The organism is Nitrospirillum amazonense (assembly GCF_029594735.1).
Lineage (GTDB): Bacteria > Pseudomonadota > Alphaproteobacteria > Azospirillales > Azospirillaceae > Nitrospirillum > Nitrospirillum amazonense.
The window spans coordinates 395269-411881 of the sequence record NZ_JARPAF010000003.1 but is presented as its reverse complement, the minus strand read 5'-3'; the positions used below and the strand labels follow the sequence as shown (position 1 = coordinate 411881).

9 protein-coding genes are annotated in these 16613 nt (G+C 68.2%); 8 read left to right on the top strand and 1 reads right to left on the bottom strand.

Annotated elements, in window-relative coordinates:
- Positions 1-26: 26 nt before the first annotated feature.
- The 8 genes from P5F91_RS20080 (at position 27) to P5F91_RS20045 (ending at position 14937) form a co-directional block, all read left to right on the top strand.
- Complete coding sequence (locus tag P5F91_RS20080) at positions 27-1118, top strand: glycosyl hydrolase family 18 protein (protein ID WP_277908078.1); 1092 nt, start codon at positions 27-29, stop codon at positions 1116-1118.
- A 106-nt stretch (positions 1119-1224) separates the two neighbouring features.
- The gene (locus P5F91_RS20075) at positions 1225-3495 is read left to right on the top strand and encodes a family 20 glycosylhydrolase (RefSeq protein ID WP_277908077.1); all 2271 of its coding nucleotides are present in this window, start codon (positions 1225-1227) and stop codon (positions 3493-3495) included.
- 32 nt (positions 3496-3527) lie between these two features.
- The gene (locus P5F91_RS20070) at positions 3528-6176 is read left to right on the top strand and encodes a beta-mannosidase (RefSeq protein ID WP_277908076.1); all 2649 of its coding nucleotides are present in this window, start codon (positions 3528-3530) and stop codon (positions 6174-6176) included.
- Complete coding sequence (locus tag P5F91_RS20065) at positions 6173-8779, top strand: glycoside hydrolase family 3 protein (protein ID WP_277908075.1); 2607 nt, start codon at positions 6173-6175, stop codon at positions 8777-8779. The genes P5F91_RS20070 and P5F91_RS20065 overlap by 4 nt, the downstream gene beginning before the upstream one ends.
- 25 nt (positions 8780-8804) lie before the next feature.
- Positions 8805-10241: a glycoside hydrolase family 125 protein gene (locus P5F91_RS20060; RefSeq protein ID WP_277908074.1), complete on the top strand. Its 1437-nt coding sequence runs from the start codon at positions 8805-8807 to the stop codon at positions 10239-10241.
- Positions 10242-10306: 65 nt separating this feature from the next.
- Positions 10307-12154, top strand: a complete 1848-nt coding sequence (locus tag P5F91_RS20055; RefSeq protein WP_277908073.1) for a glycoside hydrolase family 35 protein — start codon at positions 10307-10309, stop codon at positions 12152-12154.
- A gap of 96 nt (positions 12155-12250) precedes the next feature.
- On the top strand, positions 12251-14572 hold the full coding sequence (locus tag P5F91_RS20050) for a GH92 family glycosyl hydrolase (protein WP_277908072.1): 2322 nt from the start codon (positions 12251-12253) through the stop codon (positions 14570-14572).
- A 17-nt stretch (positions 14573-14589) separates the two neighbouring features.
- The gene (locus P5F91_RS20045; RefSeq protein ID WP_211106979.1) at positions 14590-14937 is read left to right on the top strand and encodes an L-rhamnose mutarotase; all 348 of its coding nucleotides are present in this window, start codon (positions 14590-14592) and stop codon (positions 14935-14937) included.
- Positions 14938-15104: 167 nt separating this feature from the next.
- On the opposite strand, the gene P5F91_RS20040 is transcribed toward P5F91_RS20045, so the two are convergent.
- Complete coding sequence (locus P5F91_RS20040; protein WP_277908071.1) at positions 15105-16604, bottom strand: CoA-acylating methylmalonate-semialdehyde dehydrogenase; 1500 nt, start codon at positions 16602-16604, stop codon at positions 15105-15107.
- Positions 16605-16613: the final 9 nt, after the last annotated feature.

Here is a 16613-nt window from a genome sequence, read left to right as displayed (position 1 = left end):
GTCAAGGCCGCCTTGAAGGAGATGTCATGAAACGACTGTTGGGAACGCTGGCCGCCGGCCTGTTGATGCTGGTGGCCGCCGGGTCCGCGTCCACCGCCTGGGCCGCCACTGGGGCCGCCACTGGGACTAAGGCGCCTACCGCCTTGTTCTATATGATGGAAACCCAGAAATCGATTAACTCGTTCGAGCAGCATATCGACAAGATCGACCTGTTGGTTCCCACCTGGTACGGCGTCGACCAGAACGGTCTGGTGTATGGGCAGCCCAACCCCTATGTGCTGAAGCTGGCCCACGAGAACAAGGTGCCGGTGATGCCCATCATCTCGCCGGTGGACAAGCAGAAGTTCCATGAGCTGATCACCAGTGAGCCGGCCAAGAAGGCCATGATCGCCTCGCTGTTGCAGCAGGCCAAGGAACACGGCCTGATCGGCTATCAGTTCGACTTCGAGAATATCGCCTGGACCGACCGCGACGCCTTTACCCTACTGATCAAGCAGACGGCGACCGCCCTGCATGGCGCCGGCCTGAAGCTATCCATCGCCGTGGTGCCCAACGCGCCGGGGCATGCCGGCCGCGGCCCCTTCTCCAAGTGGATGTGGGAATTCTGGCGCGGCGCCTTCGACTACAAGGCCATCGGCGACGCCGTCGACCTGTTCTGCCTGATGACCTATGACGAGCACACCCGCTGGACCGTGCCCGGCCCCGTCGCCGGCATGCCCTGGGTGATGGAGCACCTGAAGTACGCCCTGCAGTTCATTCCCAAGGAAAAGCTGTCGCTGGGCATCCCGCTCTATGGCTACCGCTGGTACACCGACAACCCGGTGAAGCCGGACGGGACCGAGGCGTCCAACATCGCCGGCGCCTACTTCGACGCCGACGAGTCCATCCCGCAGGCCAAGCAGTATGGCGCGCAGATCCAGTGGGATCCGGTGGAGCATGAGGCGTTCTATTACTTCTACCGCGACCAGATGCGGGAATGGGTGTTCATGCCGGAAGCCCGCAGCTTCCACGACCGCTATGCCCTGGTGAAGGAATACGGCCTGGAAGGCTTCTGCTCCTGGGTCCTGGGGTCGGAAGATCCCAAGGTCTGGGACGAGCTGCCCAAGTCGCAGCGCTGACGCACGAAAGGGGACGGGTGTGAGGGGACTGGGGAAGCGGACCGCGACGGCGATCCTGGCCATGGCCTTGGGTGTCGCTGTGGGCGACCAAGGGGGCGTACCCTTGATGGCATCCGCCGCGGAGACGGCACCGCCGCCCTTGATTCCCCTCGCGGCCCAAGTCAATTCCGGGCAGGGCACCTTCACCCTGCCGGCGGGGGCGGTCATTGCTGTGCCCGCCGGCGACGCCCAGGCCCGGTTCGCCGCCGCCCAACTGGCCGATCAGGTCCGCCGTGTCCGTGGGCTGGACCTGACGGTGCGCGAGGCCCGGCAGGGGGCCGCGATCACCTTGGCCCTTCAGGCCGATGCGCCGGTTACCCAGGCGGAAGGTTACACCCTGGAGGTGACGCCCAGCGGCGCCCATATCACCGCCCGGGACGAGGCCGGTCTCTATTACGGCGCCATGTCCCTGGCCCAACTGCTGACGCCGGAGGGCGCACCTGGGGCGGACCAAGGGCCGGTGACCATACCGGCGCAGGAAATCCGTGACTGGCCGCGCTTTTCCTGGCGCGGCATGATGCTTGACGTGGCCCGGCACTTCCAGCCGCTGGACAGCGTCAAGGCCCTGATTGACCAGATGGCGGCGCACAAGCTGAACCGCCTGCATCTCCATCTCACCGACGACCAGGGCTGGCGGCTGGAGATCAAGCATTATCCGGAGCTGACCAAGATCGGCGCCTGGCGCACCCCGCCCAGCGTCGTATCGGGGCCCGGCGTCGTATCGGGGCCTTATGGCGGCTTCTACACCCAGGATCAGATCCGTGACCTGGTGGCCTATGCCGCCGCCCGGCATGTCACCATCGTGCCGGAGATCGACATGCCCGGCCACGGCCAGGCGGTCATGGCCTCCTATCCCAAGATCGGCGTCACCGGTGCCCGGCCCGCCGTGGCGGTGGATTGGGGCGTGAACCCCTACCTGTTCAATGTGGATGAGGCCAGCTTCACCTTCATCCAGACCGTGCTGGATGAGGTGATGGCGCTGTTCCCCTCCACCTACATCCACGTCGGGGGGGACGAGGCGCTGAAGGATGAGTGGAAGGGCTCACCCAAGGTGCAGGCACGCATGCGGGCCCTGGGCCTGAAGGATGAAAACGCGCTGCAGACCTGGTTCATCGAGCGCGTGGGCCAGTATTTGGCGGCCCATGGCCGGCGCATGATCGGCTGGGACGAGATTCTGGAAGGCGGCATCCCGCCCACGGCCACGATCATGTCCTGGCGCGGCACCAAGGGTGCCGTGGATGCCGCCCGCATGAACCACGACGTGATCCTGTCCCCGGCGCCCACCCTGTACCTGGACAGCCTGCAAAGCCGGCGGAATGATGAGCCGTCCGGCCGCCTGGCCATCGTCACCCTGGCGGACATCTATGCCTACGACGCCCTGCCGGCGGAACTGGATGCGGAGCAGGCGCGCCATGTGCTGGGCGGTCAGGGCAACCTCTGGACGGAATACATGATGACGCCGTGGCATGTGACCCATGCCATCTACCCCCGCATCGACGCCCTGGCGGAAGGGCTGTGGTCGCCCAAGGATCGGCGCGATTGGCGGGATTTCCTGGGGCGTTTGCCGGCGCAGCTGGCCCGTTACCGTCACCTGGGCGTGGACGCAGCCGACAGCGCCTTCGCCGTCGATTTCACGGTGGAGGGCGGGCCCAACGCCGCGTTGGCCGCCGGTTCCGCCACCGTGGCCCTGTCCAACCAGACCAGCTTCGGCACCATCCGCTACACCACCGACGGCAGCGCGCCGACGCCCGCGTCCGCCCGCTACGAGGCGCCGCTGCACCTCACCCTGCCTGCCATCCTGAACGCGGCCGTGTTCAGCGACGCCGGCCAGATGCTGGCGGCCCCCCGCCGATATGATCTGACCGCCGATGCGTTGCGCACGCGGCAGAGTGGGGAGCTGTCGGCCTGTCCCGAAGGCGAAATGGGCCTGCGCATTCCCCTGACGCCGGACGCGACCACCCGCGCCCCTGTGTTCAACGTCAACCTGTTCGATGCCTGCTGGGTCTATCCCAAGGCCCGGCTGAACGGCGTCACCGCGCTGACGGTGCAGGCGGCCCGCCTGCCGCGCAACTACGGTTTGGCCCATGACGCCGTCAAGGTGCGCAGCCATCCCGCGGCCACGCCGAACGGCGAGCTGGTGGTGAGGATGGACGGGTGCGACGGGCCGGTGGCCGCCACCGTGCCCCTGCCATCGCCGGCCAAGGCGCCGGCACAGTTCCCCCTGACCACCCCGCTGCCGGTGACGACGGGGGAGCATGACCTATGCCTGACGTACACCGCGTCTATCCATGGTCCGCTATATGCCATCGGAAGTGTCAGCCTGCAGGCCGAACCATGACTAAGCTGATGCCGCACCAGAGGAAATTTCCCATGCCGCGCGCCCTGAACCGCTCCCTGTCCCTGGCGTTCGTCTTGGCGCTGATGGCGCCCGGCCTGGCCGAAGCGGCGCCGGTGACGCGGGACCTGGACCAAGGCTGGACCTTCCGCCTGGCGCCGCAGGATCCGGCCGCCAAGACGCATGGAGGAGAGACGCAATGGCGGGCGGCCACCGTGCCTGGCGCGGTGCAGACCGACCTTCTGGCCCTGGGCCGCATCGGCGATCCGTTCTACCGTGACGCCGAGGCGGGCCTGCAATGGATTGGCCTGGCCGACTGGGACTACCGCACCACCCTGGCCGTGGATGAGGCGACGCTGCGCCATGACCATGTCGACCTGGTGTTCGAGGGGCTGGACACCTTCGCCGATGTCAGCGTGAACGGCAAACCGTTGCTATCGGCCGACAACATGTTCCGCCGCTGGCGCGTGCCGGTGAAGCAGGCGCTGCGCCCCGGCGCCAACACCCTGTCGGTGGCGCTGCACTCCCCCATTGCCAAGCTGCAACCCTGGTTGCTGAAGCAGCCCTATGCCTTGCCGGGCGAGTTCGACAGTGCCTTCGGCGATGAGCCGGTGGGCAAGCAGACCTCCAACTACGTGCGCAAGGCCAACTACCAGTATGGCTGGGATTGGGGTCCCCGCTACGTCACCCTGGGCATCTGGCGGCCGGTGCGGCTTGAGGCTTGGGATGGCCCTCGCCTGGCCGATTTCCACGTCGATCAGCAGAAGGTGGGAACCGAGACGGCGGCGGTGCGGGCGGAGTTCGAGATCGCCGCCGACCGGCCGGGCACGGTGCGCGTGACCGTCATCCCCACCGCGCCGGATGGCACGGCGCTGCCCGCCGTTACCCAGGACGTGGCGCTGGACGCCGGCACCAACCAAGTCAGCCTGCCGGTGCGTATCGACCATCCCCGCCTGTGGTATCCGGTGGGCTATGGCGCGCCCGACCTCTACACCTTCAAGGCGACCATCAGCGATGGCGCGGAGGTGGTGGCGACCTCCGCGCGGCGCACCGGCCTGCGCCAGGTGGAACTGCGCCGCGCGCCGGACCAGTGGGGCAAGAGCTTCGAGTTCGTGGTGAACGGCATCCCCGTCTTCGCCAAGGGCGCCAATCTGATCCCCATGGACAGCTTCCCCAGCCGGGTGCCGGCGGAAACCGCTCGCGCCCTGCTGCAATCGGCCCGCGACGCCAACATGAACATGCTGCGCATGTGGGGCGGCGGCCACTACCAGGACGACGCCTTCTACGACCTGGCGGACGAGATGGGCATCATGGTGTGGCAGGATTTCATGTTCGGCGGCGCCATCACCCCCTATGACGTGGCCTTCCGCGAGAGCAGCCGGGCCGAGGCGGTGGACCAGGTGAAGCGCCTGCGCGACCACCCCAGCATCGTCCTCTGGTGCGGCAACAACGAGGTGCAGACCGGCTGGGAATCCTGGCCCGACCGCCAGACGTTCAAGGACAGCATCGCCCCGGTGGAGCGGGAGCGCATCGTCACCGGCATGACCGTGCTGTTTGGTGACGTGCTGCGCGGCGTGGTCGCCAAGTATGCCGGCGGCGTGCCCTATTGGGCCAGCACCCCCAGCACCGATTTCGACGGCCCCGCCGACCAGATGGACGACGGCGACAAGCACTACTGGAAGGTGTGGTCCGGCTCCGCCCCGCTGGAGGATTACCTGGACACCACGCCGCGCTTCCAGTCCGAGTACGGCCTGCAATCCTTCCCCGTGATGCGCACGGTGCGCGCCTTCGCCAATGCAGAGGATCTGGCCAGCCCGAATTCGCCGGTCATGCGGGCGCACCAGAAGTTCGCCAATGGCAGCGGCAATGACCGCCTGCTGTTTTACATCCGCAAATATTATGGCGAGCCCAAAGACTTCGCCGCCTTTGTCTACCTTAGCCAGGTGATGCAGGCGGAAGGCATACAGATGGCGGCGGAGCATCTGCGCGCCTCGCGGCCGCATAGCATGGGCTCGCTGTACTGGCAGCTGAATGACGTGTGGCCGGGTGCCTCCTGGTCCAGCATCGACTATTTCGGCCGGTGGAAGGCGCTGCAGTTCCACGCCCGACGCTTCTACGCCCCGCTGCTGGCCGCGGCCCAACGCCATAACGGCAAGACCGACATCCACTTGGTGTCGGACCTGACCGCGTCGCTGGCGGTGCAATGGCGCCTGCGGGTCATGGATCTGGACGGCACCGTGCGGCAGGAGCGGACCACGCCGGTCACCCTGGCGCCGCTGTCCAGCACGGATGTCGGTACCTTCGAGGATGCCGCCCTGTTGAAGGGGGCCGATCCGGCCCGCACCGTCGCGGTGGTAGAACTGCTGCAGGGCGGCCAGCCGATATCGCGCGAGATCGTCTATTTCGCCGATGCCATCGACCTGGCCCTGACGGATCCGGGGCTGACCGCCGACCTGCAGCCCGCCGCCGACGGCTATACCCTGACGATCAAGGCGCAGCGCTTGGCGCGTGGCGTCTGGGTGGAATTCGGTGACAGGGACGCCAGCCTGTCGGACAACGCCTTCGACCTGCTGCCGGGCCAGACGGTGACGCTGGCCGTGCGCAGTGCCGCCGACATCGCCGCCCTGCGCCAGGCCCTGTCCGTGCGCTCCCTGGCCGGCGCCACCAAGGGGGCGCGGTCGTGAGGCGGGTTCTCGCGCTGGGGGCGGCGCTGCTGTCCCTGGTCCTGCCCACCGGGGCTTGGTCGCAGACGGATAGCGAGGTGCTGGTCAACCGCATGACCCTGGCCGAAAAGATCGGCCAGATTCAAAGCGCAGCCCCCGTCATCCCGCGCCTGGATCTGCCGGCCTACGAATGGTGGAACGAAGGGTTGCACGGCGTCGCCCGTGCCGGCTACGCCACCGTTTTCCCCCAGGCCATCGGCCTGGCCGCGACCTGGGACACCGACCTGCTGCGCCGGGTGGGCGATACCGTGTCTACCGAGGCGCGGGCGAAGTTCAACGCCGCCGGCCCCAAAGCCGATCATGACCGCTACCAGGGCCTGACTATCTGGTCGCCCAATATCAACATCTTCCGCGACCCGCGCTGGGGCCGGGGGCAGGAAACCTATGGCGAGGATCCCTACCTGACCGGCCGGCTGGCCGTGGCCTTCATCCAGGGCATCCAGGGGCCGGATCCAGCCCATCCCAAGGCCATCGCCACCGCCAAGCATTTCGTCGTGCACAGCGGGCCGGAGGCCGGGCGCCACGCCTTCGATGTCGACGTCTCGCCCCATGATCTGGAGGCGACCTACCTGCCGGCCTTCCGCGCGGCCGTCACGGAAGGGCAGGTGGGGTCCGTCATGTGCGCCTACAACGCCCTGCACGGCACCCCCGTCTGCGCCGATCCGGAGCTGTTGAACGGCCGGCTGCGGCGGGATTGGGGGTTCAAGGGCTATGTCGTGTCCGACTGCGACGCGGTGGACGACATGACACGCTTCCACCACTACCGCGCCGACAATGCCGGCTCGGCCGCCGCAGCGCTGCTGGCTGGCACTGATCTGAACTGCGGCGGCGGCGGCCGCTACGCCTATGCAGACCTGAATGCCGCCGTCAGCCAGCATCTGGTGACGGAGGGTGCGGTGGACCAGGCGGCGCGGCGCGTCATGGCCGCCCGCGCCCGGCTGGGCGCCTTCACCGCCGCCGACCCTTACGCCGACATCGGGGCGGAGCGCATCGACGACGTGAACGCCCGCGCCCTGGCGCTGGAGGCGGCGCGCAAATCCATCGTGCTGCTGAAGAACCGCAACAACGCGCTGCCGCTGGCCCCCGGCTCCAACTTGGCAGTGGTTGGCCCTAACGCCGACGCGCTGGGCGTGCTGGAGGCCAATTATCACGGCACCGCCGTCCAAGCCTACACGCCCCTGGCGGCGCTGCGCATGGCCCCGGGCGTGGGCACCGTCCGCTACGCCCAAGGGTCGACCCTGGCGGAGGGCGTGCCCGTGCTGGTGCCGGAGACGGCGCTGAAGACGGGGGCGGGCAGCGGGGCGGAGGCCGGCCTGACCGGCGACTATTTCGACAGCCTGGATTTCAGCGGCGAACCGCGCCTGACCCGCACCGACCGCACCGTCGATTTCGACTGGGACAAGGTGCCGCCGGTTCCCGGCATGGACGCGCGCCGCTACGCCGTGCGCTGGACCGGCCTGCTGGTACCGCCGGGGCCAGGCGACTACACCCTGGCGGTGCGGATGGACCGCTGCTTCGACTGTCAAGGGCATGACCCCGTGCGCCTGTACCTGGACGGCCGGCTGGTGCTGAACGACCCCGGCACCGGCAAGGACAGTGACCTCATGGTGTCCTTGCATGTCGAGGGCACCAGCCCCCACCGCCTGCGCCTGGAGCTGGTGCACAGCGGCCAGGACCAGGGTGTGCGCCTGATGTGGCTGGCCCCGGCGGAGGTCCAGCGGGCGGAGGCTTTGGCCGCCACCAAAGGCGCAGACGCCATCATCGCCTTCGTCGGCCTGTCGCCGGACGTGGAGGGGGAGGAACTGGGCATCGCCGTACCGGGCTTCGATGGCGGCGACCGCACCGATATCGGTCTGCCCCTGCCGCAACGCCAATTGCTGGAGGCCCTGGCCACGACCGGCAAGCCTTTGGTCGTGGTGCTGATGTCCGGCAGCGCCGTGGCCCTGACCTGGGCGCAGGATCATGCCGACGCCGTGCTGGCCGCCTGGTACCCGGGGGAGCGCGGCGGCCGGGCGCTCGCCGAGACGCTGACGGGCAGCAACAACCCCTCGGGCCGCCTGCCGGTGACCTTCTACCGCTCCGTCCGCGACCTGCCGCCGTTCGTTGACTATGCCATGGCCGGGCGCACCTACCGCTATTTCGAGGGCACGCCGCTGTACCCCTTCGGCTTCGGCCTCAGCTACACCCGCTACGCCTATGACGATCTGACGCTGTCCGCGACCGATCTGCCGGCCGGCCAGCCGCTGACGGCCAGCGTCACGGTCAGGAACGTAGGCGACCATCCGGGTGAGGAGGTGGCGCAGCTGTATGTCACGCCGCCGTCCGGCCCCCTGGCGCCGCGCCGCCTGCTGGCTGGGTTCCAGCGCGTGCACCTGGAACCGGGGGAGAGCAAGCGCGTGACCTTCCAGGTGCAGCCCCGGGACATCGGTGGCGTGGACGCCGCCGGTAACCGCACGGTGGAGGCGGGGCGCTATCAGGTTTTCGTGGGTGGCGGCCAGCCGGACTTCACCCCGGGCATCGAGAAGACGGTCGACATCCAGGGTCGCCAGGCCCTGCCAAAATGAACGGGGCCGAAATGAGGGACGCGGGATGATCAGCCGTCGTGACACGCTGTGGGGTCTGGCGGGTGGCGTTTTGGCAGGAGCCCTGCCGGCAAAGCGCACCCATGCCGCCCCCCTTGCCAGCCGGCGCCCGCCGCCGGCCCAACGCAAGGTGTCCAGCCCGGCGGTGGAGCGGGAGTTGGCGCGGGTGAAGGCCGCCATCGCGGATCCGGAGCTGGCCTGGCTGTTCGAGAACTGCTTCCCCAACACCCTGGACACGACGGTGGAACTGGGGCGGCTGGATGGCAAGGCCGACAGCTTCGTCATCACCGGCGACATCGAATGCCTGTGGCTGCGCGACAGCTCCGCCCAGGTGTGGCCTTACCTGCCGCTGGCCAGGAACGACGCCGTTTTGCGCCAAGTGTTCCAGGGCCTGATCCATCGCCAGGCGCGCTGCATCCTGATCGACCCCTACGCCAACGCCTTCCTGCCGGACCCCAAGGGCACCACCCCCAACAAATGGGCCGTGGGCGACCTGACGGAGATGAAGCCCGGCGTCGCGGAGCGGAAGTGGGAGATCGACAGCCTGTGCTATCCCATCCGCCTGGCCCATGGCTATTGGCGGGCCACGGGGGATGTGGCGCCCTTCGATGAGGAATGGCGGGCGGCCATGCGCCTGGTGGTGGCCACCTTCCGCCAGCAGCAACGCAAGGACGGCCCCGGCCCCTATCGCTTTCAGCGCAAGGCGGAGACGCCGACGGAAACCTTGGCGTTGGACGGCTACGGCTTCCCCACGCGCAAGGTGGGCATGATCCACGCCATGTTCCGCCCCTCGGACGACGCCTGCCTGTATGCCTTTAACATCCCCGGCAACCTGTTCGCGGTCACAGCCCTCCGCCTGCTGGTGCCCCTCTGGCGCGCCGTGGGTGGGGAGGAAGCGCTGGCCCAGGACGCGCTGGCCCTGGCGGTGGAGGTGGAGGCCGCGGTGCATGCCCATGGCCGTCTGTCCGACGCAGCCGGCCAGGACATCTGGGCCTATGAGGTCGACGGCTTCGGCAACCGCCTGTTCATGGACGACGCCAACGTGCCCAGCCTGCTGGGCCTGCCCTACCTGGGCTGCTGCGCTGCCGATGATCCCCTGTACCGCCGCACCCGGGCGCGGGTATGGAGCGGCGACAACCCCTATTTCTTCCAGGGCACCGCCGCCGAAGGCGTCGGCGGTCCGCATGAGGGCCTGCGCATGATCTGGCCCATGGCCATCATCGTCCGCGCCCTGACCAGCGACGACGACGCGGAGATCCGCCAGTGCCTGGGCTGGCTGAAGACCACGCACGCCGGCACCGGCTTCATGCATGAGGCGTTCGACCAGGATGATCCCACCCATTTCACCCGATCCTGGTTCGCCTGGGCCAACACCCTGTTCGGCGAACTGATGATCGACCTGCTGGCCCGCAAGCCGGCGCTGCTGCGCGCGCCCCTGCGCTGAGTGAACAGGACACGCATGCCGACGCCTGACCGGCGCCTCCCCAGGACCTCTTGAACCGGACAGCCATGATCCCCCGCAGAACCTTCCTGGCCGGCGCCGCCGGTGTCACCGCTGCCGCCATGGCGCCCTTCACGGGCGCACGGGCCGGCACCAGCCGGTTCACCACCAGCGGCGACCACTTCCTGCTGGACGGCCAGCCCCTGCAGATCCTGGCCGGGGAACTGCACTACCCCCGCATCGCCCGCGCGGACTGGCGCGACCGCCTGCGCAAGCTGAAGAGCCTGGGCCTGAACACGCTTAGCGCCTACGTCTTCTGGAACGCCCATGAAAAGGCGCCGGGGCGGTATGACTTCACCGGCAACCTGGACCTGTCCGCCTGGCTGGCCCTGGCGCAGGAGGAGGGCCTGCACGTCCTGCTGCGCGTCGGGCCCTATGCCTGCGCGGAATGGGACGGCGGCGCGCTGCCCGCCTGGGTTTTCCCCGACGAAAGCGTCAAGGCCCGGTCGCTGGACCCCACCTATATGAACCTGTCCGGCCGCTGGCTGAAGCGGCTGGGGCAGGAAGTCGCCCATCTGGAGATCGACAAGGGCGGGCCGGTCCTGATGACCCAGGTGGAGAATGAATACGGCTCCTTCGGTCAGGACCGCGCCTATATGGAGGCCGTGCGCGACCAGATCCGGTCGGCGGGCTTCGATGGCGCGCTGTACACGGTGGACGGCGCGTCGGTCATTGAGAAGGGCGCCCTGCCGTCGCTGATCAACGGTGTCAACTTCGGTACCACGGACAAGGCGGAGGAGGAGTTCAAGCGCTACGCCGCGTTCAAGCCGTCCGGTCCCCGCATCTGCACCGAACTGTGGGGCGGATGGTTCGATCATTTCGGCGAGGTGCATTCCGCGATGCCGGCGCCGCCCTTGCTCGACAGCCTGACATGGATGCTGGACCGCCAAATCTCGGTCAGCTTCTACATGGCGCATGGCGGCACGTCGTTCGGGTTCGATGCCGGCGCCAACTTCGATCGCAAGACCGAAACCTATCAGCCCGACATCTCCAGCTATGACTATGACGCCCTGTTCGATGAGGCCGGGCGCCCCACGCCGAAATTCAGCGCGGTGCTGGAGGTGGTGAGGCGCTACCTGCCGGCGGAGCGGTTCGCCCCCCTGCCGGCGCCGCAGAAGGCGCTGGAAATCCCCCGCTTCCGACTGACGGAGACGGCGGCGGTCATGCCCCTGTTCGGCAGGCCGGTGGCGGCGTCGGTCCCCCGCACGCTGGAATCGCTGGGCCAAAGCCATGGGCTCATGCGCTATCGCCACCGGTTCGCCAAGGCCGCCAAGGGCACCCTGCGCATCGGCGAGGTTCGCGATTATGCCGTGGTGTCGGTCAACGGCCGCCGCGTCGGCGTGCTGGACCGGCGCCTGAACGAGCGGGAAATCACCCTGTCCGTCCAGGCGGGGGACAGCCTGGAGGTCCTGATCGACACCATGGGGCACGTCAATTATGGCCAGCGCATCGGCCGGGACCAGAAGGGCCTTATCGGCGGGGTGACGCTGGAGGGCCAGCCTTTGCAGGGCTGGACCCACGAGGGGCTGCCGTTGGACGACCTGGACGGCCTGGCGTTCCGGGCTGGCATGACGGGCGACGGCCCCGCCTTCCACCGCGGCACGTTCGAGATCAAGGAGGCCGGTTACACCTTCCTCGACATGCGTGGCTGGGGCAAAGGCTACGCCTGGGTCAACGGCCATAACCTCGGCCGCCATTGGTCGGTCGGGCCGCAACGCACCCTGTTCGTGCCGGAGAGCTTTCTCAAGGTCGGGGTGAACGAGGTCGTCGTTTTCGACCTGCACCCGGTTCCGGACGCCAGCCTGGCTGGCGTCCACGCGCAGATTTGGGACCTGCCCGGACAGGTCAAGGAATAGGTGTCCACACAATGAGCCCGCCGATCCCCGTGTGGGACGGCGGCGCCGTGAGCGGCCCCGCGAGCAGGCGAGGACGCGATGGGGAAGGAGAAGATCATGCTGACACGTCGGACGTTGCTGGGGGGCACCGCCGGCCTGGCCTTGCTGGGCGGAAGCGGGCTGCCGCTAACCGCAGCCCGGGCGGAAGAAGGCCAGGATCTGACCCGCTGGGTCGATCCCTTCATCGGCACCGGCGGGCATGGCCACACCTACCCCGGCGCCACCGTGCCCTTCGGCATGGTGCAACTGAGCCCGGACACCGACAACGGCCGCTGGGACTCTTGCTCGGGCTATCACCATGATGACCGCACCCTGATGGGCTTTTCCCACACCCATCTCAGCGGCACCGGCGTGGGCGACATGCTGGACGTGCTGGTGGTGCCCAGGGTCGGCCCGGTGGTGCTGCAGCCGGGTAGCCTTGAGGCCCCCGAGGGCGGCTACCGCGCCCGCTTCGACCATGCCGACGAACAGGCATCGCCCGGCTATTACCGCGTGCGGCTGAAGGATAGCGGCATCACGGCGGAACTGACGGCCACGGCGCGTGCCGGTCTGCACCGCTATACCTTCCCGCAGGGAAAGGACGGGGCGCACCTGCTGATCGACTTCCACCACGGCATGCAGGACAAGCACGGCGTGCCCACGCGGGTGACCGACGCCAGCCTGCGGCTGGTGGGCAACGACACCCTGGCGGGTGGTCGGCGAGTGCATCAGTGGGCCGATGGGCGCCGCATCTATTTCGCCCTGAAGCTGTCGCGGCCTTTCGCCACGGCCCAGCTGTATTCCGACGACCAGCCGGTGGCGGGCGCCCAGGCGGCCGGCACCAACCTGAAGTGCGCGCTGCATTATCCCGACGCCGCCCAGGCGCCCCTGCTGGTCAAGGTCGGCCTGTCCGCCGTGGACGAGGCGGGCGCGTTGCGCAACCTGCAGGGCGACATTCCCGGCTGGGATTTCGACCGCGTGCGCGGTGCCGCCCGCGACGCCTGGCAATCGGAACTGTCCCGTATCCGCATCGACGCGGACAGCGACACCGATCGCCGCATCTTCTACACCGCCCTCTACCATGCCCTGCTGGCGCCCACGCTGTTCAGCGACGTTGACGGGCGCTATCGCGGCATGGACGACGCCGTCCACCAGATGCCGGCGGGGCGCCACACCTATTCCACCTATTCGCTGTGGGACACCTATCGCGCCCTGCACCCACTGTTCACGCTGGTGCAGCCCGATCGCGTGCCCGACCTGGTGGACGGGCTGGTGCGCATGGCGGTGGAAAGCCCAGCCGGCCCGCCCGTCTGGCCGCTGCAGGGGCGGGAAACGGGCTGCATGATCGGCTGGCATTCGGCCGTCGTGCTGGCGGAGGCGCAGGCCAAGGGCTTCAAGGGCATCGACTACAAGGCCGCCTGGCCAGTGTTCCGCAAGCGCGCGTTCGAGGACACCACCCTGGGTATGGGCGAGTACCGCCGCCTGGGCTACATCCCCAGCGACACGGTGGACGAGGCGGTCAGCAAGACCCTGGAGTACGCCTATGATGACTGGGCCCTGGCCCATCTGGCGGCGGGGGCCGGCGCCCGTGACGACGCCCGCGCCCTGGCCGACCGTTCCCGCAACTACCGCCATGTGTTCGACCCGGCGCTGACCTTCGTGCGCGCCCGCGACAGCGCCGGCAAGTGGATCGAGCCGTTCGATCCCCGCGCCATGGGCCACATGAAGAGGTGGCGGGACTTCACCGAGAGCAACGCCTGGCAGGCCACCTTCCTGAACCAGCATGACCTCTACGGCTATATGGACATGTTCGGCGGGGCCGACGCGTTCGAGCGCAAGCTGGATGAGCTGTTCACCACCAGTTCGGAGATGCCGGCGGACGCGCCGCCCGACATCGCCGGCCTTGTGGGCCAATACGCCCACGGCAATGAGCCCAGCCACCACGTGGCCTATCTCTACGCCTACGCCGGCGCCCCTCATAAGACCCAGGCGCGAGTGCGCATGCTGTTGCGCACCATGCACCAGGACCAGCCGGACGGGCTGGCGGGAAATGAGGACTGCGGCCAGATGAGCGCCTGGTACCTGATGAGCGCGCTGGGCCTCTATGCCGTCGACCCGGTGACGCCCATCTACGTCTTCGGCTCGCCGCTGTTCCGGCGGGCGGAGCTGGCCGTGGGGCAGGGCCGCCGGCTGGTGGTGGAGGCGCCGGGCAACGGGCCCGACAGTCCCTATATCCAGTCCGTCTCCTGGAACGGCGCGGCCTATACCAAGAGCTGGATCAGCCATGCCAGCCTGGCGGCGGGCGGACGGCTGACCTTCCAGATGGGGCCGAAGCCCAACCCCCGCTTCGGTGCCGACGCGGCCGACCGGCCGCCGTCCTTCGCACCGGTTAAGGTGTGAATATTACAAGAAAGACAATGATGAACCGCCATGTCCTGATACTGGATCTGAAGTCCGATCCCGCCTTGATCGAGCGTTATCGCCAGTGGCACGCGCCGGGCAAGGTACCGTCGGCCGTGGTGCGCGCCATCCGCCGGGCCGGCATCCTGGAGATGGAAATCCATCTCTGCGGCGACCGGCTGGCGATGATCGTGGAGGTGACGGATGACTACGACCCCGAGGCCAAGGCTGAAGCCGATATCGCCGATGCGGACGTCCAGGCGTGGGAGGCGCTGATGGATACCTTTCAGCGCCCCCTACCCTGGGCCAAGCTGGGGGAGAAATGGGTGCCGGCGGAGCGTATCTTCAGCCTGGCCGAGCAGTAATACCAAGGAGCGATAATTTCCATTCATCGCTCCTTGGTATCGGCGGCGACTGCCGCCGCGCGCCGTGAGGCGCGGAAGCCAAGCCGCCGGATGGCGGCGCCGGCGATTGAGGGCGATGGGCCTGGCCATAGGTCAGGATCATCGCTACTTGGTATAAGACCCAACCCTTACTTCATCGTCGGCATGACGAACTCCGCGCCGGCGCGGATGCCCGTGGGCCACCGGGTGGTGATGGTCTTCAGCCGGGTGTAGAAGCGGATGCCCTCGGGCCCATGCATGTGGTGGTCGCCGAACAGCGACTGCTTCCAGCCGCCGAAGGAATGGAAGGCCATGGGCACGGGGATGGGCACGTTGATGCCCACCATGCCCACCTGGATCTGGTGGGCGAACTCACGGGCGGCGTCGCCATCGCGGGTGAAGATGGCGGTGCCGTTGCCATAGGGGTGATCGTTGATCAACTGGGCCGCCTGGTCGTAGCTGTGCGCCCGCACCACCGACAGGACAGGGCCGAAGATCTCCTCCCGGTAAATGCTCATGTCCGGCGTCACGTGGTCGAACAGCGTGCCGCCCAGGAAATAGCCATTCTCATAGCCCTGCAGACGGATATCGCGGCCATCCACCACCAGTTTAGCGCCTTCGGCCACACCCGCCTCGATATAGCCACGTACCTTGTCCAGATGCTGGCGGGTGACCAGGGGGCCCATTTCCGACTGAGGGTCGGTGCCTGGCCCCACCTTCAGCGTGCGCAGCCGGTCGGCCAGGCGGCCGACAAGGGCGTCGGCCGTGGCCTGGCCCACCGGCACCGCGACGGAAATGGCCATGCAGCGCTCGCCCGCCGAACCGTAGGCGGCGCCCATCAGGGCGTCCACCGCCTGGTCCAGGTCGGCGTCGGGCAGGATGACCATGTGGTTCTTGGCCCCGCCCAGGGCCTGGCAGCGCTTGCCGTGGCGCGCGGCCGTCTCATAGATGTACTGGGCGATGGGGGTGGAGCCTACGAAGCTGATGGCCTGCACCTGCGGGGCGGTCAGCAGCGCGTCGACCGCGACCTTGTCCCCGTTCACCACGTTGAAGACGCCGGCGGGCAGGCCCGCTTCCTCCAGCCACCGGGCGATGACCAGGGCGGCCGACGGATCCCGTTCCGAAGGTTTCAGGATGAAGGTGTTGCCGGCGGCCAACGCCACGGGGAACATCCACATGGGCACCATGGCCGGGAAGTTGAACGGGGTGATGCCGGCGACCACGCCCAGGGGCTGGCGCAGCGAATGGCTATCCACCCGCGTGCCGACATTTTCCGTCACCTCGCCCTTCAGCAGGGTGGGGGCGGCCGTGGCGAACTCCACCACCTCCATGCCCCGCTGGATTTCGCCCAGCGCGTCGGAATGCACCTTGCCGTGTTCGGACACGATGACGGCGGCCAGTTCGTCCGCCCGGTCCTCAAGGATGCGCAGGAAGCGGTTCAGGATGCGGGCGCGGCGCAAGGGCGGCGTGGCGGCCCAGGCGGGAAAGGCGGCCGATGCCGCCGCCACGACCGCCGCCACCTCATCGACGGAGGCGAGGTCGATGCGGGCCGTCTCCTCACCCGTGGCCGGGTTATAGACGGGCGCGGTGCGGCCGGACTGGCCAGCTTGGGGGCGGCCTGCGATGTGATGGGGGATGGATTTGGTCATGACGCTCGT